We start from the raw sequence: 23,478 nt of genomic DNA, 5'->3' as shown, positions 1-23,478 counted from the left end.
AAACCTACTGATTTTAGTAATTCAGTCCAGTCGCTATTAGGAGTAGTATTTTTAGATTGATGAGACTTAACTCATCCAAGCGCTCGTACCAAATATTATTTCTAGCATAAAAAGCTATGCGTTCTTGGGATGTTTGCGCCGCATTTAACTGTCTATTTAATTCGGAGGTTAGCGAAATTCGTTGTACCCGTCCTTGCACGAAATCAGGCGTTGGTTTGTCTTCCCCTTCTCGTTTTCGACAATAAACTTTAAAGTGCCAAACATAATTTTTATCAATTTCCAAAGGCGGACTTGTGGGAGGGATAGAAATGCTGACAACACCAGGCGTTGCGGGTAGTGTAATATGGGTTCGATAAATATCGTTATCATTTTTATCTTGCAAGGAAAACTCGGCAGAAGTAGCTTCATTGGGAGTGTAAGGAACATAAACATAAAAAGTTGGATGAATTTTGATTGTTAAACCTGGTTCATCATCAGACTGCGTTAAAGCAAAAAGCGATAAAAGTGACGAAAGCGATGTATCTTTTTTATCAAGGCAATCGCCACGACTTCCACCCTTTCGATCGGGCGGTCTACCGTTCTCTGAAGTGTTCGATTGATTTTGTGCAGTTAATAAGGGAATTCTACTCTCTCTAGCATTATCTGAAGCGCTAACTAATTTATCTGTTTTCGCCCACATTACTGAGGCGTAACTTCCCAAAATAAGTAGTGCCGAAGCGATGGTAGAAGCCAGTTTTATTTTGTGGTAAATCATCTTTATCAAAGCCATCATCGATTCCATATATCTCTAGTTATTTTGTTTGTTTTTAGATGCCGCATAAGCGGCAAAACTACCCCCGCCGCTCGCCAAAGCTAGCACTGACGGCACGAGTGGTATCCAACCAGCAAATAGTAAAAATAAAAAGCATAATCCGGAAATCATAGTGATAGCAACACTAACCGCTATTACCAAATATATTGGCGATCGCAACTGCCAACTAAATATACCTCCCACTAAAGACCAAATCCAAATCCACAGAATTTCTCCCCCTTCGGGCCACCACCACAGCAGCGATCTGTTATCTAAATCAGCACTAATAAGTTGACTTATCATGTGCGCCTGAATAACCACACCTGGCATTCGCTTTGGCCATGTTCCCTTACTGTAGGGAGTCAAGTACATATCTCCTTCATTGACAGCGCCGATCAAAACGATGCGATCGCGCACCATAGTAGATAGTTGCGAATCCTTATAATTATCCAAAATTTCTCTCAGTTTAACTTGTTGGAAATCAGCCTTGCGATAATTTATTAAAATTTGGTAGCCTTGTGCTTTCTCTGCTGGCAATTGATATCCACCAGCATTATATGTTAGCTGTTTCGCTTTAATTTTTTCTAAATCTAGCTTTTTACCCAAGTAACTTTCCGCTACCCGCATATTAAAGGATTCAGTAGTGTTACAAGTGGGATCGGTACTCATCGTCAATAGCTGACGACGAATAAATAAACCATCATCAGGCATATCAGCAAAACCCAAGCGTTCTAGCGGCATACCTGGAGGGGAAGGAGTACCCGGATTATTCGCATCAGCACCAGCACAGGTAGCTATAAATCGATCGTTATTTTGGATTGCATTTGCTAATTTTGGTTCAAAACCCGTAGGACGAAAGATATTTAAACCGATTACTCGCGGTTTATGAGTTGTTAGTTTTTGCCAGAGTAATCCGACTGCTTCATTTGATAATGAGTCTTTTCGATTCCATTTTTTTTCATCTTGATATTGAAGGTCTTTTTCATCCACAGTGATTACCAGAATTCGCGTATCTGCTTTTTCAGGAGGACGCATTTGCATAAGCCGATCGAACGCCGACATTTCCCAAGGTTGCAACCAACCTAAGTATCGGACTCCCATCACCAAACTGGTTGCTAATGCACTGGAAAACATCGCTATTTGCCAACCGCGCCATTTGGGTTTTAAATAAACCGTACTTGCGCTTTGCAATTCTTCTAAAATTTCAGATTTGGAGTTAATATTTTCATCGATCGACCATGAAAAATTACCGTTTCCAGATTGCAATTTTTTCAAACATTGGCGGATAACTTCTGCATTGGGAGGACGCTTTCTTGCCGATGGTTCCATCAACCAATCTATCAAATCTGTCAAGGGTTTGGAAATGTGCGTAGCGCTATCTCTCCACAGTATTTTTGATTCTTTATCCTCTTCAAATTCATCTAGTTCTTTACCTGTCAACAAATGCACGAAAGTGCGTCCCAGCGCAAAGAAATCGGATTGAGGTAATGGTTTACCATTAATTTGTTCCGAAGGTGTATATCCGAATGTTTGAACGCTGGTTAATTCTCTGTTTGTACCGATTTTTGCTAAGTAAGTATCAGTGATTTCTCGGACTGTACCGAAGTCAATTAACACCAATTGTCCATCCGGTTTGAGCATGATGTTAGATGGCTTGATATCTCGATGAAAATACTGGCTTTGATGAAGTTTTTCCAGAATATCTATTAATTGCAATAACCAGACGATCGCATCCTCTTCCCCAATCGGTTTATTTTCCCTAAATTCCAACCATTGCTCCAAATTCAAGCCTTCAATTTTCTCCATCACCAAGCAGTGTATCGGGTTTCTACTGCCTTCAGGTTGATATTGAAAATAACCGTCTTTCTCTACTTTCGGAATTCCCGGATGTCGCAATCGAGTGAGAACTCTTGCTTCTTGTTGAAATAGGGCAATAAATTTGGAAGATTTTTGGCTTAACCGTTTCAAGACTTTCGGCGTACCCTTATCATCTACCTCAAAAACTTCGCCGCAACCTCCTTTACCCAAAGGTTGAATTACCCGATAACGCTGTTGTAAAATTAATTCCCATCCGCAATTGCTGCAAAATAATTGATTGCTATTTTTCGGTTCGGATGGGTTCGGACACTTGGGATTTAGGCAGTAACTCATGGTAGAAGCGCAACCTATTAGAAAAACTGTAAAAAAAAGGGGTTTCTCAGGCAATACCTTCGCCATTCAAACGCCCACAGGCTCGAAGCCTGTGGCTATTACGAAGCCCACCTTCGTGGGCTTCCATCCGCACCAGCCCACCTTCGTGGGCTTTGTTTGTATAGCCGCACCCTTGAGGGTGTCGGTTTTTGGCGAAGGTATTGTCAGGGAAACCCAGTTTCTTATTTGAGTTCGTCAATCAGATTTTGTAGGTTATCAATGGCATACCCCACTTCTAGCGGAGAGCTTTGTTGTATTTTAGCTAAGATTTGCTGCAACTGTTCTTGCAAGCTACTTTTATTTCGCACAACTTGGCGTAAGCTTTCTGCAATTGGGAGGATTAAAGATGTATTTGGGCTTTCATTTTTCTCCTCTTTGTCAGCTTCTATGCTCAAGCAATAATGTTTGAGCATTTCTATATTTTCGGGGTTGCCAGTCTTAATTGTTTGGAAGATTTCTTCTGATATTTCCTCCACTAACAGGTTTTTCACGTAGTCCATCGCTACTGGTGGTAACGTGAAACCTGCTAAGTTTTTTTCGATGAGCGATCGCCTCCCCAAAGACTCCAACGCCTCGAAGAGTTTCAATTCGGATACTGGTATCCAAATATTGTTTTTTAAGTCGGTTAAAAAGATGGGATGACCTACAATTGCTAGCCAATTTGCTATTTCTTTTTCCAACTTCGATAACCGCTCGAATTCCTGAGCTATTAAATCGCGCATATCTCGCAAAACCAAAGTGGGTCGCTGTTTCAGGAATTGGGTAACGCTGCCGCAAAATAGCTCTTGAATCGTGGTGGAAACAATTTTTAGGGCTAAGGGATTGCCTCGATAAACTTTAATTAAATTTCCCCACTTCGACTCGTCTGTTAAGCGTTTCGATTTTAGGATTTCGGCTGCTTCCTCATCATGCAAACCTGTCATTTGCCAGGAACGAACGGGTAGGGTTTCTCCTTCCTGCAAGGCAATTTCTCTCGGTTTTTCTACGCTAGTGAGGATAAGACAACTGTTGTGCGGTTCTTCTCCCACTCGCCGCAGTAGTTCGCCATATCCTTTATATTTATCCTCGTAGTGTCCGGCGAAATCTCCAGGTCGAAGAATGGTTTCCAAGTTATCTAATATCACCAAACAGCGAGCATTTTTTAAGTATTCTAATAAGTAGGAAATTTTCTCATCCAAACTCTCTGGTAAATACGGTTTCCGTTGATGGGATAAAAATTGCAGCAAGTCGGCGATAAAATCTCTCGCTGGTGGCGCGTGACGCAGCGATCGCCAAATCACGCAATCAAATTCACCCTGTAGTTGTTGCGCCAGTTTCACCGATAAGGTGGTTTTGCCAATTCCCACCATTCCTAGCAGCGCCACCAGTCGGCAATGTTCCTCTACGATCCAGTGCGATAGTTGCGCTAAATCTTCTTTGCGACCGTAGAAAATTGAGACATCGGGTGCTTCACTCCAATCTTGGCGCGGTTGTGCGATCGCAACTTCCCCATCCACAGGTTCCGGTAATGCAGCGAAAATGTGCTGTTTCTGGTCTTTTTGGTATAGCGAAACCAGGATTTGCTGCAATTTAGCTAATTTTCCCGGCCCAGCGCCAGTAATGTGAAATTTCTTGTAAATTTCGCCCAGTCTCTTGCGGACAGCTTCCGGTCTGATGTCTAGTTTAGTTGCGATCGCGGGAATCGGTTCGCCCGACAAAGCTAGGGACAACGCCTCTAGTTCCGTGTCGGATACGCCTTGTTCGCTTGCTACAGCTTTCAGAAAGTCTAAGGGAATCAAAGTGGTACGCTTGCTCTAGTCTATAATATTTAATTATATTCGTATAAGTGAGTTTTTGATTGCTTTTTAGATATTTCTCACTTTTATTTTACCCTATATGGCTTCTGCAAGCTAGCATAACCTCTTGACGGTTAAGAGGCGTGGGTTTTAAGCAAACCCGATTTCCTACTGATGTCACAAAACTTTGCATTAAAGTATTGACATGAATAATTTTTTATTTTTAAGTATTTATTTAAGTGAGCTATCGTACTTGTAGAATTAAGAGAGTGCGATCGCGAGTGCGTGCCGTAGGCAATCGTGTTTGTGGAATTCGAGAGTGCAGGGGCTGGCCCAAATCCTGTTGGCTTAATTAGAATTTGGTAAGATACACTTAATCTGGACTATTCTCAATAACTCATATTATTGAGAATAAGCTGGCCTGCTTTGTTCCCAATAAGTGAGGCAATCCCAGAACCGAAAACTCTTAGAGCGTCTTTTATTAATCTCAACCATGTTGAATAAAATTACCAACCGCATTTTACTTGGATATTCGACGCCGCTGATCTTTATGATTGGTGTTGGCTTCATTGTGTATTTAACGACTGAAAGATTCTCCGAGTCACAGAGGACAATTCAGGAGCAGTACAAAATGATCCGATTGGAGGAGGAATTAACTTATGGAGTTTCAAGGATGACGCGGAATGTTCGTGGTTACGCTGTTTTTTTTGATGACAGGGAGACGCGGGATTCTTACAAGAAAAGCTACAATTCTGGATATGAACATTTTCGAGAAAAAGCTGAAGAGCTTAAAAGAATTGTTCCAAATTATACTCAAGACAAAGCAATTGGAGTGTTAATTTCGGAAGGAGAAAATTACCATCAAAAATCTCAAGAAATTTTTAGGTTGTTTGATGAAAAAAAAGTTGCTGAGGGGACAGAGATGCTGAAGTCGATCCGCTTCGCAGAGTATGACGAGGCACGGAATGACTTCCTCGAGAGGTCGGATTATCTGCTGAACCAAAAGACCAAAGCGCTCGAACAAGCCCAGCAACTCCTGTTAGCGACCCTTGCGGTGAGTATCTTGTTATCTATCATCGGCACGATCGTTACCGCTGTAGCGATTACCTTGCCATTGAAACAACAGTTGCCGCTCGCGATCGGCGCTACCGAACAGATTGCACAAGGAGATCTCACTCAGAACATCGAAGTCGCGGACGATGGAAGCGAGATCGGTCAACTGCTGAAAGCCTTCCAGATCATGACCCAAAAACTAAATTCCTTAATTCGCCACGTACAGCAGTCTGGGATTCAAGTCAGTGGCTCTGTCACTTCTATTGTTGCTTCCAGCAAGGAATTAGAAGCAACGGTAACACAGCAGTATAGCACTACGAATAAGGTAGCTGTTACAGCTAAGCAGATTGCTGCCGCCTCTTCGCAACTGGTGAAGACAATTAATCAAGTAGAGTACAAGTCGCAAACAACGGCTACTGCGGCAGTTGAGAGTCAAAAAGACTTGATGCAGATGGAAACAAGCATGGTTAAATTGGCAGATGCAACAAATACCATATCGGAGAAACTGGGAGCGATCGGCGAAAAAGCTAACAACATTAATGACATTATTATCACGATTGTCAAAGTAGCAGATCAAACCAATTTACTTTCCCTAAACGCGGCGATCGAAGCAGAAAAAGCTGGCGAGTATGGCAAAGGGTTTAGTGTAGTAGCTAGAGAAATCTCTCGCCTAGCCGATCGAACGGCAGTTGCTACCCTAGACATCGAGAATACGATCGAAGATATGCAAGGGGCGGTTTCTATCGGGGTCAGAGAAATGGATAGCTTTACCCAACAAGTAAAACAGATCGTGGAAGTTGTCAGTAGTATCAGCCCTAAATTAGAGTCGATTATCCGCGAAGTGCAAAGCCTAACCCCCCAGTTTAAACAGGTGAGTAACAGTATGGAAGCCCAATCAGAAGAAGCGTCACAAATCAGTGATTCTATGCTGCAATTGAGTGAAGGTTCTTCACAAATTGTCGAAGTGCTGCGGGATATTAACGGTGCGATGGGTAAACTGGACGATGCAGCACAGAATTTGCACCTGGAAATCTCTCGTTTTAAAGTTGCTCAGATCTGATGTTTTTTGGCGAAAAACCTGTGTTGTATCGATCGCAACTTCATTTAATCTGGCTTTAGGTTAAACAGGGCGATGTAAAAATTCAGATTTGTTAGAGTCTGATCGCGCTTCTGTAGAGAGGTGCGTAGCAGCTTATCATCAATAAAACACTCCCTATAAATTAATTTGCTCGCACTGAATTCTCATCATCAGAGTCATCAAGTTGTAAGGTATATTCCAGAGCTTCCTTTAGTAACATTGAGTTGAATTACTTGCAGTAGCAGAGTGCGTTATTAACGCACCCTACAGTATCAAGGCTTAACTAAAGCAGCAGGTTGCAACCTACCGAACAAAGTCTCCCAATCTTTACTGCCGTTGCTATTTTCGGCTTCTTTCACCTCAAACGTGACATTACACGCTTTTGGTTGTTCTAGCGCTTGCACACATAGTTCGGCGATATCTTCTCGACTTACTTTGCCGCGAATGTTGTCACCTTGGTCGAAAATTAATGGTTTGCCACCCGGTTCTTCTGTCAACGCACAAGGTCTGACAATAGTATAAGGAATGCCACTTGACCGCACGCTATCTTCGCCGCGCAATTTCCAAGTCAGAATGCCGCCTAACTGGTCGTTCATTCTCACTGCTGGCGGTTCCTCCTCCAAGTTTATTCCTGGGCGACCGGGACGAGTGACGCCAGCGGAACTAACCATGATAAATTGCGAACGGTAGTTGCCATAAGCTTTGATAGATTCCACTTGCAAGGCGAAACCACCCGGTGTAAAATTTGGGTTGAGTCCTCCGTCATATTCAAACTTACTCAGCATTAGCTGGAAAGAGCGAATTTGGTTGGAATTGATAGTAGTAGAATTTTGTAAAGTTTTGGCGCGAAAGACGGCAATTAAGTCAGCAAAAGGAACGCGCACATTTATCCAGGTGTTTGGTACTGTGTCGAAAGAATAGCTGTAGGCAACGCCATCCCATTGACTTTCGGTGCGGATGAAGAATTTGTATCGCTTGCCATCTCCTCTGACGCGCAATTCGACACCTTCGTATCCAGACAAATCGAGGGGTGTATCGAAATTGCGGGTACGAACAGAAGCAAAACCGCCGTTATTGGCAGTTGATACATTGCCAGCAAATAAAACGGTGTTATCCACCAACTGTACACCGCTTTGACTGACGCCACCCATGACGACATCATCGACAGCACCCCAAGTGTTTTTTAGGTCGTCGGTTACTTGTGTGAAATCAAATATTAATTTTTCGTCTGACTTATCGAGATGTCGCGCCGCAGTTTGTACCAAATTGTTGATGCCTTGATAGTCAACTATTTCTGGACTTTCAACTACTTCTGGCATATAAAATTTGATGCCTTGATAGTATTTGGCCCGATCGGGTGTGTCTCCTTCGACTGGTTGTACGCGCACACCAGTGCAACAGACGATCGCTTTTACGTCGCTCATCAGTGCGGCAGTCAAGGTTTCGGGTATAGTAATATCAGCCTCGAACAGTTCCACTTTGTCGCCGAGCATTTCTTTTGCTCTTTGAGAGTCTCGAACTAAGGCACGTACTTGATAACCGCGATCGACAAGTCGCCGCACGACTCGCTTCCCGACACCGCCTGTTGCACCAGCTACCAGGATTGCACCCACTTTTTTGTCTCCATTAGGTCTATCTCTATTATCCTTGGGAGTACCTTGGAATAACCGCTGTAGGCAGTTGAAAAAAGGGATTACCTCAAAATAGCTAAGGGTTTGAAAGAATCTGCCTAAGTCCCATTGAGAGCGATCGCTTTGATTCGTCATCTTCTTGTTTTTACCTGATTTTTCCCACTATACTTTTGTGATAGCAGATCGAATTGAGTGATGGAACAGCCAAATGAAACAACAAGCGAAACAGTAGAGAGGCCCGATCGGTTATCCCTACTCATACTAGACTTGGATGGTACGGTGCGGGAACCTGTCTCAGGCAATAAGTTTATCCAGCGTCCACGAGATCAGCGGATGATCGAAGGTGTTGAGGGAGCGATCGCATATTTCGCCGCTACTGGCTGGAAAATTGTTGGCGTGACGAATCAAGCTGGTGTCGCCAGTGGCAAAAAGTCACTGCAAAGTTGTATAAAAGAACAACAATATACGTTAGAGCTATTGCTAGAAATGGAAGAAATTTACTTCTGTCCTGATTTTGAAGGTAGGAAGTGTTTCTGCGTAACTCGCAGTGAAGTTCATAATTATAGCAAGCACCAAGAATCTGGAAAGTTTCGCAAGCCTAATCCGGGAATGGTTAATCTGGCGATCGAGAGACATTTGCCAGATAAAATTTTAATGATAGGCGATCGGCCCGAAGATAGAGAAGCAGCAAAAGCCGCAGGCATAAAATTTCAGCAAGCGGAGAACTGGCGACAAACCTATGGTGATGCCAATTTTTGAACTGACGATGATTTTTCTGCTTTCTCTCTTTTTGGCGTCTACCTCTGCCCTATGGATGCTAAAGTCGTTGCAGTGCCAATCCGGGCAGTAGTTTTGAACACGAGCATGACCCATCACACCGCAATGCCTACGGCGGACTGCATCAACGCCACCGTCTCTCCTGAATCCTCCGATCGCCAGACCTTCCAGTTCACCATCACAGGATATATTTGTGCGATCGAAGGGATACCCCACCTGGTTTGTGCGGATAACACTCGCTTTCGGATTTCGCCAAAACTGGCAGAGTGGACAGAAGGACAGGTTTGTGCGTGGAACGTCATCCCCAGCACCGATTCCACGGGTCAAATCTCGCTTGTGAACCTGGTTGGTTCCTCACCCATATCCGATGGCGCTGATGAGGATAGATGTCAGCTAATCGGTCGGGTGCTACAAATCGGTAGGCGCAATCCATCCGTCCAGTTTAAGGTAAAGCTATACGTTACTTCGCGATCGGAACAAAAAACCCTCAAGCTCACCTTGCTCAATTCCAGCACCTTTAATATGAAGGTGGGACAACTGTTGCAAGTTCAAGCACGCCGCGTTGGAACCGAACTGCAAGTCTTCGCAGCTCAGTTTGTTGAGCAGGAAGATAGAAGTAGCGAAGCAGAGGAGCAAAAGAGCATAGAAGAATCTGCATTAAACCTCTCCCCTGTACCTCAGCAAAATTCAGACTCAAAGGCAGAAGCTACAAAGATTTTACCCGAACCCACTCCGCCAAATGATGTTGCTTTGGCGGCACTAACAGCCGAAACTGAAGAGACAACATGGGAACTTGCGCCAGCAATTCGACGCCGCAACGGTTGGGAGTGGGAAGCTGTTTCGCCAGAAGGCGGACAACGCGCCAGAGTGTATGTGCGCGGCAAAAGAGTCAAAGTTTACCAATATCCGCCACCAGCAAACGATTTGAGATTTCAGATTTCAGATTTGGGATTGGAGTCAAGTGCGGATGAGGAAGCTCTTGTTGCTGAAATTGACGAGCAATCTGAAAATCCAAAATTAATAGTAACGCCTTTGGGAGCTGCTAGGGGAATTGGTGCTTCCTGCTTCCAAGTTTTTATTGGCCCTTATGAAATAGTAATGGATTGCGGCACTCGACCGAAGGGTTACGATCCTTTACCAGCACTCGATCGCCTGAAAAACCCGGATTTGTTGCTGATCACCCACGCTCATCAAGACCATTTAGGCGCTGTACCAGTCTTTCACAATCGTTTCCCTGGTGTGCGGATGATTTGTACTCAAGGTACGAGGGAAATTGCTCACGTAATGTTGCAGGATTGCCTGAAAGTTCAGCAATTGAACGAAGATTCGCCAGAATTGTTTGATGAGGCTGATTTAGAGCGTACCTTGTTTCGGCTGGAGACGCAACCGATCGGCTTTGATTTTGAGCCGCTACCGGGATTGAAGGTGAGGTTTATCAATGCCGGTCATATTGTAGGTGCTGCTTGTATTTATATGCGATACAACGATCCTGCGAGAGCCGGATCGCCATCTCGCACCCTACTCTACACCGGAGATTACAACACCACTTCCAGTCGCACAACAGAAGGGTTGAAATTGGCGGATCTTCCCACGGCAGATGTTCTGATTACCGAGTCAACTTACGGCGCAGATACCCATCCAGGTAGGAAGTCGCAAGAAACGGCATTGCTAGAAGCGATCGCAGAAGTTGTTACCAAAGGCGGTAACGTTCTCATCCCCGCTTTCGCTTTAGGAAGAGCGCAAGAAATTCTCCTCGCTATTCGCACTAGCGCTGTATTTCACAAACTCAAAATTCCTATTTTTGTAGATGGTTTAGTGAGAGCCATAACCGATGTTTTCCGCGACAATCTGGCTTTATTACCCCAGTCTGTGCAGAATTTTGCTCAACAGAGACAGGAACCATTCTTCGATCCAAATTCTTCTTCTCCCATTATTCCTATTGGCTCTCCCAGAGAACGACCTTTAGCAATGGCAAAACCCAGCGTAATTATTGCCAGTTCTGGGATGCTAACTGGTGGCCCATCTATTTACTACGCTACTACTTTGCTGGAGCGAGAAAACGCTGCTATTTTTATCAGCGGTTACACGGATGAAGAAAGTCCGGGTCGTTTACTTCAGAGTTTGAAAACTGGAGATACGGTTGAATTAGATGGCAAACAGCTAACTGTTCGCGCCCAGATTAAACGATTTAATTTGAGCGCTCACGCTGATAAAGTTGGCTTAACCCAAGTTATTGCTAAGGTTAATCCCAAGCATTTAATTTTGATTCACGGATCGCTGGATGCTTTGCACCAATTGGCGAAGGCGGGAGAATTACAACAGAAATATTACGTCCATATTCCCAGTGTCGGAGAGTCGATCGAATACGGGCAGGTGCCAGAAAAAATTTCTCGTGCAAAACTTGCTCAGATGGAGCTACCTTCTGAATTCGAGGTGACTGTGGAAGCCGAAGTGGAAGGTGCTTGGCTGAGGATACCAGAGGCGGTGGTGGAATCAGACCCACGTTGGCAGATTTTAGCTGGCAATGGCATACTCAAAGCCAAGTGGGACGGCTATCGTCTGAAGCTGAGTCCGCTTTCGCAGCAACATTTAGAGATCGAGAAAGCGATCGCATCTGGAGAAGATTGCTGTGCGGTATGCCAGTTTTTCACTTCTGGAAAATGTCAGGGAGAAGATAGTCCGCTATTTGAGCGGCAAGTAGATCCCAGCACCAAATGCCAGGAGTTTGTGTTACGGGATATAGAAAGTCAAAAGTCAAAAGTCAAAAGTCAAAATCAAGATAAAGATGAAGATGAAGAAGAGGAAGAGGAAGAGGAAGAGGAAGAAGACGGGGATTTATTCATGATGCCAAATGATTAAAACTGTTGGCGAATCGATTGAGGGGTGAAACCCCTCAATTGTCTCATTTCCAGGCAGAGCCTGGAAATGCAATGATGTTGTTGGTAAATTGATGAGATTTTAATTCTACACAAAGCCACTGACTTCGCTTCGAGCCCGCCAGCGATTCAAATCGCTGGCTAATAGCGAAAGTCCACTTTAGTGGACTGAATACTAATCTGACAGTCCACTAAAGTGGACTTTCGCTATTAGCCCTGCACTTGAGTGCAGGGCGGGTGTGGGCGACTTGAGTGCAGGGCGGGTGTGGGCGACTTGAGTGCAGGGCGGGTGTGGGCGACACCACCAACTTTGCCAACAGCATCATGCAATTCGGGAATCCGCTACAATTTGTGATAATGCAACTGAGTACCGGCAATGCGAGAAGAACAACGTCAACGGGCAGTGAAGGCGTTTCAAGAATTCCTGACAACGCCAATGCAAACTCTACTCGAACGACACGCCAACAGTAGTGCAGAGTCAGGTGTTTTAGCATTGTTTCACTCGGTTGTCAACACAGTTCCCGCCTACCGCGCATTTTTGGCAGAACATAACATCGATCCACTGTCCATCCAGACTTACGAAGATTTCCAAAAGCTGCCGCCAATTACAAAAGAGAATTACCTCAAGCTTCACTCGTTAGCCGAATTGTGCCGCAATGGAGAATTGTCAAGTTGCGATACGATCGCAGTTTCCTCCGGTTCGACCGGAAAACCGACATTTTGGCCGCGTTTTTTCGCAGATGAACTTCAGATAGCCACTCGTTTTGAGCAGATATTCCACGAGAGCTTTTATGCCGACACCCGCCGCACCTTAGCCGTGATTTGTTTCACGTTGGGAACGTGGGTAGGCGGCATTTTTACGATGAATTGCTGTCGCTATCTTGCCAGTAAAGGTTATCCCATCACTGTTATCTCTCCAGGAAATAACAAAGAAGAAATTTTCCGAGTTGTGCAGGAACTCGGTGAGCAATTTGAGCAAGTTGTGCTATTGGGATATCCCCCATTTATTAAAGATGTAATTGATAGCGGAATTCCCCGTGGTGTAGAGTGGCAAAAATATCATCTAAAAATGGTTTTTGCTGGAGAAGTCTTTAGCGAAGAGTGGCGAAATCTGGTTGGAGAAAGAGTTGATTCGACAAATTTATGTTATGATTCTGCCGCACTTTATGGTACCGCCGATGCGGGTGTTTTGGGCAATGAAACACCGCTGAGTATTTGCATTCGTCGTTTTTTGGCAAATAATCCAAATGCGGCGCGGGCGCTATTTGGTGAATCCCGCTTACCCACGCTGGTACAGTACGATCCTTTCAGTCGCTTTTTTGAAGTTCGTGAGGGAACATTGCTGTTTTCAGGCGATAACGGCATTCCGTTGATTCGTTATAACATTTTGGATACTGGGGGGATAATTAGTTATGATGAAATGCTGAATTTCCTGTCCGAATGGGGATTCGATCCACTAACAGATTTGTCTAGTGATAGAGGTATTCATCAGTTGCCTTTTGTGTATGTGTTTGGACGTTCTAATTTTACTGTTTCTTATTTTGGGGCAAATATTTACCCAGAAAATGTGACGGTGGGGTTAGAACAAGCTGTTATTAAAGATTGGGTAACGGGTAAGTTTGTATTGCAAGTTAAGGAAGATGGGGATCGAAATAAATTTCTGTCTGCGATCGTGGAATTAGCGCCGGGAGTGGAAGGTAGCGAAGGGAAACGGGAGGCGATCGCATCTTCTATCCTTTCTCAGCTGCGGCGACTCAACAGCGAGTTTGCTAACTATGTTCCGCCAGCATATCAGATGCTGCAAGTTTCCCTCGCACCAACAGGCGACCCGGAGTATTTTCCCATCGGCGTGAAGCACAGATATACGCGGAAGTAGAAAGGGGTCAAGGCAAGCCGATTTGGTATTACGCATTGGTTACCTAAAAAATTCGTCTTCTTATTCTTATCTGCGTTCATAAGAGAGCGATTTTTTTTAGGCAATCGATGCTACCGGACATGATATGACTACTAAAGTTTTCTGCCGACAAGAAAATAAGTATTCATTTTACCTTTACCTTTGACTGGGATTTCGCCGCGATCCTCAAAAAAGTAGCGATCGCGTAAATATTCGTAAGTTGCCTCAGTTATTTGAATTTCTCCGGGCAAACCGTGAGATTCCATGCGACTGGCGATATTTACAGTGTCACCCCACAAATCGTAAATAAACTTTTTCGTGCCAATCACACCCGCAACAACAGGCCCGGTATTGATGCCAATCCGAATATTTAAAATGCGTCCTGTTTCTTCGCTGAATTGGACAATTGCAGTTTGCATATCGAGTGCCATTTCTGCGATCGCAATAGCGTGGTTGCTCTGGGGCACTGGCAGACCTCCTACTACCATATAAGCATCTCCGATCGTCTTGATTTTCTCCAAACCATGTTTTTCAGCTAGCTGATCGAACTCGGAGAAAATTACATTGAGTATCTCAACCAGTTCTGTTGGCGATACCGTCGAAGAAAGCTCTGTAAAGCCAACAAGATCGGCAAACATAACGGTGACATCGGCAAAGTTTTCCGCAATAGTGGTTTGTTCCTGTTTCAGACGCTCTGCGATCGGCCCTGGCAAGATATTAAGTAACAGGCGTTCTGTTTGTTGCTGTTGATAGCGCAGCGCCTCTTCCGCTTGCAAGCGCTCGGTGATATCGCGAAAAATAGCGCGAGTGGCAACTGGCTTATCATCTACAAATTTACAGTTTACGCTTCCTTCAACAGAGATTTTTTGGCCATCTTTGGTAATAAATTCTGCTTTAACCCGATTCGTGTTTTTTCCAGGCATTACTTTCTGGAAAGTATCTTTAAAATGTAATACTGAATCGGGATGAATAATATCGAATACAGTTATTTTTGCAATTTCAGTTTCGTTATATCCCAGAGTTTCTCGCCAAGCACGATTAACATATATAAAATAACCGTTAGCGTCAACAGACTGAATCAAATCGCTAGCGCCCTCAAACAAATCTCGATATCGTTCTTCGCTCTCAGCTAGGGCTGTCTCTGCTTGTTTGCGTTTGATAAACTGACCCATTTGGCTGCCAATAGCTGTCATCATCTGAAGCAAATCTTCATCAATCTGTTGTTTTTCACGACTATAAAAAATCATCACCCCCAGAATTTCGCGATTGCTCTGAATAGGGAACCCAAATGCTGCGTGCAGTCCTGCTGATGATGCCAGCTGCGATCGCACGTAGTTAGCATCATCAGCAACATCGGGAACCCAGTCAGGAGAACGGCTAGCCCAAATGCGACCCGGCAACCCAACACCTAGCGCAAAAGTAGTTTGCTTGGTTACATGAATAAACTCTGACATCGCGGGCGATGGTCTACACCAAATTTCCGCACACTGCAGACAGGGATCTGGGGACTTCTGCTCCCCCACTCCCCCGCTCCCCCGCTCCCCCGTTTCTGGCATCCAAAATTCACCTAAAGCCCATCCCAAGCTTTCACAGATTGCTAGCATGATTTTCGGTAGCGCCTGCACTAGGGAGGGAGACTCTGACAGGATGCGCGTCGTGGCATACTGTATCAACAGGCGCTTTTCAATCCGCTGTCGATCGGTGATATCCCTACCTATATAGATAAAATCTTGTACGCCTTCGATCTCTGTCTGAACGGTTGAGCAGGAAAATGCAACAACAATCTTTTTTCCAGTTTTTGTCTGACAAATTACTTCCATATCCTTCAATAATTCTCCTGGAGATAAGGGATAATCTTGAATTACTTGGAGGACGAAATTGCGATCGGCAATAATTTTTGAGATCGGCTGGTTAATTAATTCTGCTTCCCTATACTCAAACAAATCTTGAGCGGCTTTGTTTACAGTTTTTATGTTCCCAGAATCATTTGTCACGAACAAGGCATCTGCCATTGCTGTGATAATTTTATCTATGGATTTTTTGGAAGCTTCTATGGCGCTCGATAAAAGATTTAATTCATTGACTCTCTGGACTAAAGCTTGCTCCAACACCATTTTTTCTGTAACATCCTCAATGAACATGAATAGGCTGTTACCAGAACTTTTTTCATCTTCATCTCCGATCGCATAAATATCGATATATAAAGGAGATCCATCCTCGGAAAGCCTTGCAATGCCTTGTAATTGAAAGCACTCCTGCTGTCCTGACAAGATGGCAATGAGGATATCTTCAAGCCCGATCAATTCAGGAAAGCCTTCGCGGACATCTTGGCCCACCACGACTTCCAGGGGCCGATCGGCAAATCGTTGCACTGTCTCGGATGTATCGAGAATCTTGAAATCCCGATCCATTGTCAAATATTCTATGTGACGTGGTGCTGAAGGCTTATTGAAAATATTATCCAGTACCCAATATTTCATAACACCTATTTTTAGAAATAGAAAATTAAAGCAGTTTCTCGAAAACTAATTTGCAAAACCTTTCGTCAATTTATACCAAATCTGGGTTAACTCTCCCCTTTTTCTTGAAGCCCGCGCAGGCGGGCTTTGTACGCGCAAGCCGCGAATGAGAGTCGTCGGGCAAAAAAAGAGTCTTAATTTGGCACGCTTGCGTTAGCCGATCTCCCTACAAACATAAATAAAGTCTTGAAAGTCCTCTATATCCGTTTCAATAGCTGAACAAGAAAATTCTAGATAAATATGTTCTCCTCTTTTAGTTTGACAAACTACTTTTACATTTTTAAACGCTTTTCCTCGTTCTATGGAATATCGATCTCTAGATTGTCGTAAAAAATCTTCATCAAGAATAATACTCGAAATAGGCTGATTGATTAATTCCCATTCGCTATAGCCAAATAAATCTTGTGCTGCTTGATTAACTTTTTTTATGTTACCAGAATTTGTAGTAACTAATAATGCTTCTGCCATCGAAGTAAAAACTTTATCAATATATCTTTTGTATTCTGTTAATGTATGTGCCAAAAGACTTGTTTCATTAGCTCTTTGGGTCAAGCTTTGCTGTAAAACCATTCTTTCTGTCACATCTTCTAATAAGATAATTAGACGAGCTTGCAAGCTTTTTTCATCCCGATCGGCGACAATGGAAATATCAATATATAAAGGCTCGTTTCGATCTAAAAAACGGGCTAGCCCTCTTAACTCGAAACTATTCTGCTCTCCAGTAAGAACAGCAGTTAGGATATCTTCAATTCCTATGAATTCAGGAAAGCCCAGACGAACATCTTTTCCCTTAATTACCCGTTCGGGACAATCGGCAAACCGTTGCACATCCCAGGATGCCTCTAAAATTTTCAAGTCCTCATCCACTGCCATATATTCCATGCGGCGGGGTGGGGATATTAGTGCTAAAAGTTTGTTTAAAAGCGGATTCATTCAACCTCCGATCCTATCATAATAATAGATTTGATTTTAATCGAGATTAGGTTGACTGTCGTTGTTTAATGGAATCGTGACTGTAAATGTCGTTCCCATCCCTACCTCGCTCTCCACCGCGATGGTGCCACCGTGGATATCTACAGATTGCTTGACGATAGCTAGCCCCAGTCCTGTTCCAGGAATTTTGCCAACATTTTTGGCTCGATGGAATGTTTCAAATAATTTCTTTAAGTCATCTGGAGGTATACCAATTCCCTTATCTTTAATTTGAAATATAGCTTCTCCATTTTGACAATTTAGGTTAAAATACACTGTGCCGCCTTGAGGTGAATATTTGAGTGCGTTAGAAAGTAAATTAGTAAGAATATGTTGTAAGAGTTTTTCATCCATGAGGGGCAAGTCTTGTAACTCATCGTCAGATGCGATCGGTCCCTGAACAATTCCGTTATGAACAAAGTCGATCGTTCGCTTGCCACCACCACTAAATTTTATTTGTTCTACCACATCAGCGCAGAATTTTATTAAATCAATTGGTTCTGGGTTAAAGTCTATTTTCCCAGCTTCTACCCTACCTATAACCAGGACATCTTTTAATAGTTTACTCATCTGTTTGGCAGCCGAGCGAATGTGATGAATATACTCAATTTTCTCTTCTTCAGTAGATCGATCGCCATAGTGTTCCAGTAATTCAGCAGACATTATTACTGTATTGAGCGGATTGCCAAATTCGTGGGAAACCATAGAAACAAAGTTAGATTTTAATTCGTTGAGTTCCTTTTCTTTTGCCAGAGCCTGACGCATTTCTGCCTCTGCTCGCTTGCGCTCTGTGATATCTCGTCCAACATATACAAATTCTTGAAAATCCTCTATTTCAGTGTTAATTGTTGAGCAAGAAAATGCTACTGCAATCTCTTCTCCCTTGATATTTTTACAAAGAAAATCTACATTTTTGAACAATTCACCTGTGGATAAGTCATTTCGCAGATTCGCTGTTGGCAGAAAATTTTCGTCAGGAACGATCGTAGAAATATAATTGTTGATTAATTCTGATTCGCTATAACCGAACAAATCGCTTGCCGCTCGATTTACTCTTTTTATTTTTCCCGCTTTTGTTGTCACTAACAACGCATCTGCCATTGAAGTAATAATTTTATCGATATAATCTTTGGAAACAGCCAAGGCACTCAATAAAAGATTTGCTTCATTTACTCTCTGTACTAAACTTTGCTCCATAACCATTCTTTCAGTAGCATCTTCAATGATAATTATCAATGTACTTTCATAATTGTTTTCGTCTCGATCGCCAACCACATAGATATCAATATATAATGGCGGAGAATGCTGCCCTAAAGACCGGGCAACTCCTTTTAACTGGAAAGCCTCTTGCTGTCCTTGAATGATGGAAATTAAGATATCTTCATATCCTATTAATTCGGGAAACCCCTCGCGAACATCATTTGCTTTTACGACGCGAGTAGGAGCATCGGCAAACCGTTGCACTGACTCGGATATATCTAAGATGTCGAGGTTTTTATCTACTATCAAATATTCTATGTGGCGGAGTATAGAAGGTTGGTTGAAAATCTTATCGAGGACGTGATAGTTCATAAGGGTGTGGGTGGGTTTGAGGATTGGTTAAAAATGAGATATTCAGATTGGTAATACCATTTTTTTAGCTAATTTGTGAAATATTAGGTCAACGTCTTTGCCTGTCTTTGCAGAAGTTGAATGGGTTGCCAATACTCGATCCTGGTCTTCAAACTGATAATTGCTGAGAAGTTTATCTATTTTTTCGTCCTCGAACATATCTGATTTATTCAAGGCAATAATGATAAAGCCTTTGGGGTTGACGGAAAAAAACAAATCGATATGCTCACTTATCCGTTCTAGGGTTTCTTGACGGGTGACATCGGCAACAATGATCGCACCGCCAGCGCCAGCTAGATAAGTTGGTGCGATCCCCTTAAATTTCGTATGACCTTCTAAGTCCCATATCATCATCTGCAAACTCAACTTTTCCGGCTCTTTTACTCCTTCTAATTCAACAGTTTTGCGAGAAATCTTGACTCCCACAGTTGAAAGATACTGATCGCTGAATTGCTGCTCTACAAAACGACGAATCAAGCTAGTTTTACCTACGCCAAAGTCACCAACAAGGCAAATTTTTTTCGAGATCGTGGACATAATTATTTACGTTTGAAGCCAGGGGGTATCGGCTGAAATTGTACACATCTACTTAACCATAGTGGTTGACTAGAATCTAGACCAAGGGGCGGATTGGGTGTCCCTACAGCTTGCAACCGTTTGGGATCGATGCCCTCTGCCACTAGGGCGAGTCGCACCGTTTCCGCCCGCGACAGTGCCAATCGCTGATTTTCCAGAGAGTTGCCAATGGTATCGCTATGACCTACTATTGTAAGGTCTGTTTGCGGATAGCGATTCAGAAATGCCTTGACCTGGAGAACTTTGTTTCGATCCCCTGCTTTTAGTTGAGTTGCACCAAGCTCGAAGTAAATGCGGATGGGGACGGAGAATTGCTGTAGTTGTATGGTGTTGGTGACAGTGACAATCCCCGGTATTTGTTTAAAAGCTTGGGTGATTTTCTCAGCATCGCCAACCTGGGCTACTGTTCCCTTTACCGTGACTTTACCTGCTTGATACTGGGATGAAATGGCAGTGCCGTTCATCTGATTTAAAATAGATGTCACTCGTTTTACGTCAGATGCTGCCCGCACAGGATCGGGGGGCGGTTGGACGGCTATTTGATTTTTCAATGAGTAGGTAGGTGCAATTTGCTTGGCAATTTGTTCGGCTTTTGAGCGCAATTCCTGATTTGGCAACTTTCCAGAAAGCCGCAGCTTGCCGTCATAGGCATCGATGGAGAGACGATAAACGGCTAATTCCGGTACAGATGCCCAGCGTTGGGCGGTGTCTTTCTCAATCTGGCGATCGGTCCCATTACGATACTGATGATATCCCCAAGGCAGGAGAATTAAACCCGCCAAAACTGAACCGACAACTAGCAAACCAGTAAATTTAAACTTTTTATCCTTGGAAGTTGTATCCTCGATCTTTATTAAGCCTTCTAGGATATTGTGTACCCGTTCGGGGATGCTGGCAGGGTCTCCTTCATAGGACTTGATGAGGCGATCGTAGCTTTCTACGATCGTTAGGAGCGCTTCCTGCACCCTATGGTTGTACCACTGGGGAGTTTTTCCTTGAGTAACCACAGCGAGGTAACAGTATCCCGCCACTTCCAGGACGATCTTAGAATTGCCGTAATCGATCGCATCGATTTCCGAAACATCTCCAGATTGAGCGATACAATCATTCACAAAGCTGCGGATAGCCGTCAGCATACCTGCCACCATATCCGACTCCAATTTCTGTTCGCCAGAAGATTGGATTTCTGACATAACTAAACCGGAAGTTTTGTGAATCAAGAAAACAGCGCGAACTGTAAAGGGAATCGCTTCTTTGAGAATTAGTTCTGCTTCGGAAACTCCCTGCACTTTGGAGCGGATTTTGCGATTGATTCCCTCTACACTGAAGGTGTTTTCGAGCTTTTCGTTGATAGTCTTAATTGCGTCTGCCATGTATTTGGCAATTGTGCTGCCAATAACGGGATAGAGGGCGTCTACCATCGCATCCCTCTCAATCTCAATCTGTTGTTTGATGGCTCTGCCCATTTCCGGTGCTAGCGCGGACGCGATCGAATCTTGCTCCAGTCTAATTTGTTCTTTAATGGCTGATGCTATTTCTGGCGCTATAGCCTGCGCGATTTCTTGGGGGTAACTGCGAATTTGTTCTTTAATGGCTCGTGGGAGCAAGGGCGCTATAGCAGTGCTGAGCGCCTCTATATCTTCTTCGCGTTTGCTGTCAATTACTGTATGAATGATCGGATAAAGAGCCGCCACCATCGCTTGCGGATTCAGCCTTATTTGCTCCTTGATTGCTGCGGCCATATCTGGTGCTATGGCGTGCCCCACTTCCGTCGGACAATTGCGAACTTGTTCGGAAATTGCGAACGGTATCGCCGCTGCTATCGCAGAACCTATCGCCACCCTATCTTCCCTTGTTTTCGCCAAAATCACTTGATCGATGATGGGAGCGAGGGAATCCGCAACTGCGTCTCTTGACTCACTTGATTCAGCTACTTTGCGATTCAGAAGCTCGGAAATAATAGGCAGCAATAAATTGATTAATTCTGTGGGTTCGTGAATCTGATATTCAATATTTGATACTTTCTGTTCAAAATGATCTAGCACCTGATTAAAGTCAGCCAATTCTGGTTGGAGTAGAAGAGTTTGCAAGCGTTTAAACGCACCGTATAACTCTTCTAAGTTTTCGTCATTCGGCTCGGATGAATTTGACTGAGCCAAGTTTTCTCTGGCTTGCTTTTCGAGGCTGTATCGCTGGGCTAGCGAGCTTTCTTGTTGCTCGTGATTCGCGATCGAATGCTCTGCATCAGTTAATTGGGTGCTAGATAAAACAGGTTCTAGCATTGCCGTTGCTTCTGTTTCCTGAAGTAACGGCAATGCTAGCTTGTTTGATTCTTGTGACCGATTCGCGATGGAATTTGATGCTGATTCTGCTATATTTGACGCTGATGTAAAATGGTCGAGCGTCGGTTGTTCTGCTTGTGTTTCCTCAAGCAACGGGTTTGATTCTGGGCTTTCTTCTGCTTCGGCTACGGGTGAAGCGCTTACATTTATATACTCATATCCATTCGCAACTTCGTAACTGGTTGTTGAATCGTTACTCTGGTAATTATCGTTACATAGTATCAATTCACCCTGGGGTTTTTCTTTCTTCTCAAGCAGCCTTAAGTCATACAATAAATTTACCAAGCTTTCCAGATCTGGTTCTGTTTTAGCGGCCCGATCGTTTGAGAAGGAAATAAGATTTTCCAACTCATCTATATCAGCTATCTTGTTTTTTGATAATGACATATTTTGCGCTCCCTGATTGCGGTTTTTAACTATACAAATACAGGTGGGAGTCTAAAACCGAGCGAACCGTAAAATTAGGCAATTTTATCAATGGTTTCAGATTTTAGATTTCCCAGAGCAGATTTTTGGGGCTCTTTCGGAGTTGTTATGCTTTTGTTCAAAAAATCACATTTTTATGCTTCTGCTCCTCTGCTCCTCTGCTCCTCTGCTCCTCTGCCCAAGAACTCAAGAACTCAAGAACTCAAGAACTCAAATAGCATAGTTACTACGGAAGAGCCGTTAATGCTTCGCTATGTAGGGCGAAGCAAATCTAAAATCTGAAATTTTAAATTTGCCATCATTTTACGCCTGGATTTCAACTCGGTTGTTTCCTCTATTCCCAGATCTTGCTTTGCTTCAGTAACCGAACATCACTATACACATTGTCAGTGTCTGCAACTTCCTTCAGCTGAGGCACAAATTCGTTTCCTTTTAGTCTCATGCCCAGCTCAAACAGAATTTCTGCCATATCATCTTTGGAGACTTTGGCTTCTCTCATCATGGAGAAGCGCCTTTCTAACTCATCAAAAACCTGTCCCCTGAGAGCGCGCACGTCTTCTTGAAGCTTATTTCTGGATTGTGACAGTTCCTCTCGAATTGAGGAATTTTGGTTATCGACTGTCTGATCGAGTGCTTCAATGGAGCTAGAAAACTTTTTGTTCACGCGATCGATCTGTTGCCGCACATCGTTAATTTCTTCCTGGGAAGTTAAATTAAGAGTCTTGAGTTTTTTCTCCAGACCATCAACCGCCGACCGGATTTCTGTCGAGAGAACAGTCCTGACCTGATCTATGCGATCGCGCATTTCCTGCTGTACCAGCGATATGTCTGACTCTAGCTTATCAAAGCGATTGTTATATTCTCGCAGTTGAGGGCCCAAAATAATGTCGCGAATCTGGTCAATATTTCCCAGCCTTTCGCGCATTTCCTCTTTTGTGATTTCGGTCATCCTAACCCCTTTACTTACA

15 protein-coding genes are annotated in these 23,478 nt (G+C 43.6%); 5 read left to right on the top strand and 10 right to left on the bottom strand.

The features are described 5' to 3' along the window. Positions 1–13: 13 nt before the first annotated feature. A complete protein-coding gene (locus LAY41_RS16890; RefSeq protein ID WP_249100249.1) occupies positions 14–781 on the bottom strand; it encodes a DUF928 domain-containing protein in 768 nt (255 codons plus the stop codon). Positions 782–787: 6 nt separating this feature from the next. Further along, the gene (locus LAY41_RS16885) at positions 788–2,941 is read right to left on the bottom strand and encodes a CHASE2 domain-containing protein (RefSeq protein ID WP_249100246.1); all 2,154 of its coding nucleotides are present in this window, start codon (positions 2,939–2,941) and stop codon (positions 788–790) included. On the opposite strand from LAY41_RS16885, the gene LAY41_RS16880 reads away from it, so the two are divergent. Further along, positions 2,940–3,170 carry a hypothetical protein gene (locus tag LAY41_RS16880; protein WP_249100242.1) on the top strand — a complete coding sequence of 77 codons (231 nt, stop codon included), beginning with the start codon at positions 2,940–2,942 and terminating at the stop codon, positions 3,168–3,170. The genes LAY41_RS16885 and LAY41_RS16880 overlap by 2 nt on opposite strands. On the opposite strand, the gene LAY41_RS16875 is transcribed toward LAY41_RS16880, so the two are convergent. After that, positions 3,163–4,758, bottom strand: coding sequence for an NB-ARC domain-containing protein (locus LAY41_RS16875; RefSeq protein WP_249100239.1), 1,596 nt, complete (start codon positions 4,756–4,758; stop codon positions 3,163–3,165). The genes LAY41_RS16880 and LAY41_RS16875 overlap by 8 nt on opposite strands. Before the next feature lie 490 nt (positions 4,759–5,248). Between LAY41_RS16875 and LAY41_RS16870 the strand changes: the two genes are divergently transcribed. Next, a complete protein-coding gene (locus LAY41_RS16870; protein ID WP_249100234.1) occupies positions 5,249–6,868 on the top strand; it encodes a methyl-accepting chemotaxis protein in 1,620 nt (539 codons plus the stop codon). Positions 6,869–7,158: 290 nt separating this feature from the next. Here LAY41_RS16870 and LAY41_RS16865 read toward each other — a convergent pair whose 3' ends face one another. Further along, a complete protein-coding gene (locus tag LAY41_RS16865; RefSeq protein WP_249100231.1) occupies positions 7,159–8,652 on the bottom strand; it encodes a CIA30 family protein in 1,494 nt (497 codons plus the stop codon). Between the two features lie 60 nt (positions 8,653–8,712). Between LAY41_RS16865 and LAY41_RS16860 the strand changes: the two genes are divergently transcribed. The 3 genes from LAY41_RS16860 (at position 8,713) to LAY41_RS16850 (ending at position 14,046) form a co-directional block, all read left to right on the top strand. Further along, positions 8,713–9,276, top strand: coding sequence for an HAD-IIIA family hydrolase (locus LAY41_RS16860; protein ID WP_249100227.1), 564 nt, complete (start codon positions 8,713–8,715; stop codon positions 9,274–9,276). 105 nt (positions 9,277–9,381) lie between these two features. Further along, complete coding sequence (locus LAY41_RS16855) at positions 9,382–12,153, top strand: MBL fold metallo-hydrolase (RefSeq protein WP_249100223.1); 2,772 nt, start codon at positions 9,382–9,384, stop codon at positions 12,151–12,153. A gap of 393 nt (positions 12,154–12,546) precedes the next feature. Beyond that, positions 12,547–14,046, top strand: coding sequence for a phenylacetate--CoA ligase family protein (locus tag LAY41_RS16850; protein WP_249100220.1), 1,500 nt, complete (start codon positions 12,547–12,549; stop codon positions 14,044–14,046). A 131-nt stretch (positions 14,047–14,177) separates the two neighbouring features. Here the strand turns inward: LAY41_RS16850 and LAY41_RS16845 are convergent, their stop codons facing one another. The 6 genes from LAY41_RS16845 to LAY41_RS16820 form a co-directional block, all read right to left on the bottom strand. Beyond that, the gene (locus tag LAY41_RS16845; protein ID WP_249100217.1) at positions 14,178–16,544 is read right to left on the bottom strand and encodes an adenylate/guanylate cyclase domain-containing protein; all 2,367 of its coding nucleotides are present in this window, start codon (positions 16,542–16,544) and stop codon (positions 14,178–14,180) included. Positions 16,545–16,736: 192 nt separating this feature from the next. Then, positions 16,737–17,516 carry a PAS domain-containing protein gene (locus tag LAY41_RS16840; protein WP_249100215.1) on the bottom strand — a complete coding sequence of 260 codons (780 nt, stop codon included), beginning with the start codon at positions 17,514–17,516 and terminating at the stop codon, positions 16,737–16,739. Positions 17,517–17,552: 36 nt separating this feature from the next. After that, positions 17,553–19,127, bottom strand: coding sequence for a sensor histidine kinase (locus LAY41_RS16835; RefSeq protein ID WP_249100212.1), 1,575 nt, complete (start codon positions 19,125–19,127; stop codon positions 17,553–17,555). 42 nt (positions 19,128–19,169) lie between these two features. Then, the gene (locus tag LAY41_RS16830; RefSeq protein WP_249100210.1) at positions 19,170–19,703 is read right to left on the bottom strand and encodes a Rab family GTPase; all 534 of its coding nucleotides are present in this window, start codon (positions 19,701–19,703) and stop codon (positions 19,170–19,172) included. A gap of 2 nt (positions 19,704–19,705) precedes the next feature. Then, positions 19,706–22,471 (bottom strand): OmpA family protein, encoded by a 2,766-nt coding sequence (locus tag LAY41_RS16825; RefSeq protein ID WP_249100208.1) that lies wholly within the window; start codon positions 22,469–22,471, stop codon positions 19,706–19,708. A gap of 373 nt (positions 22,472–22,844) precedes the next feature. Beyond that, positions 22,845–23,459 carry an apolipoprotein A1/A4/E family protein gene (locus tag LAY41_RS16820; protein WP_249100205.1) on the bottom strand — a complete coding sequence of 205 codons (615 nt, stop codon included), beginning with the start codon at positions 23,457–23,459 and terminating at the stop codon, positions 22,845–22,847. Between the last annotated feature and the right edge of the window lie 19 nt (positions 23,460–23,478).

The organism is Argonema galeatum A003/A1, assembly GCF_023333595.1.
GTDB lineage: Bacteria > Cyanobacteriota > Cyanobacteriia > Cyanobacteriales > Aerosakkonemataceae > Argonema > Argonema galeatum.
This window is presented reverse-complemented; position numbering and strand designations above follow the sequence as displayed.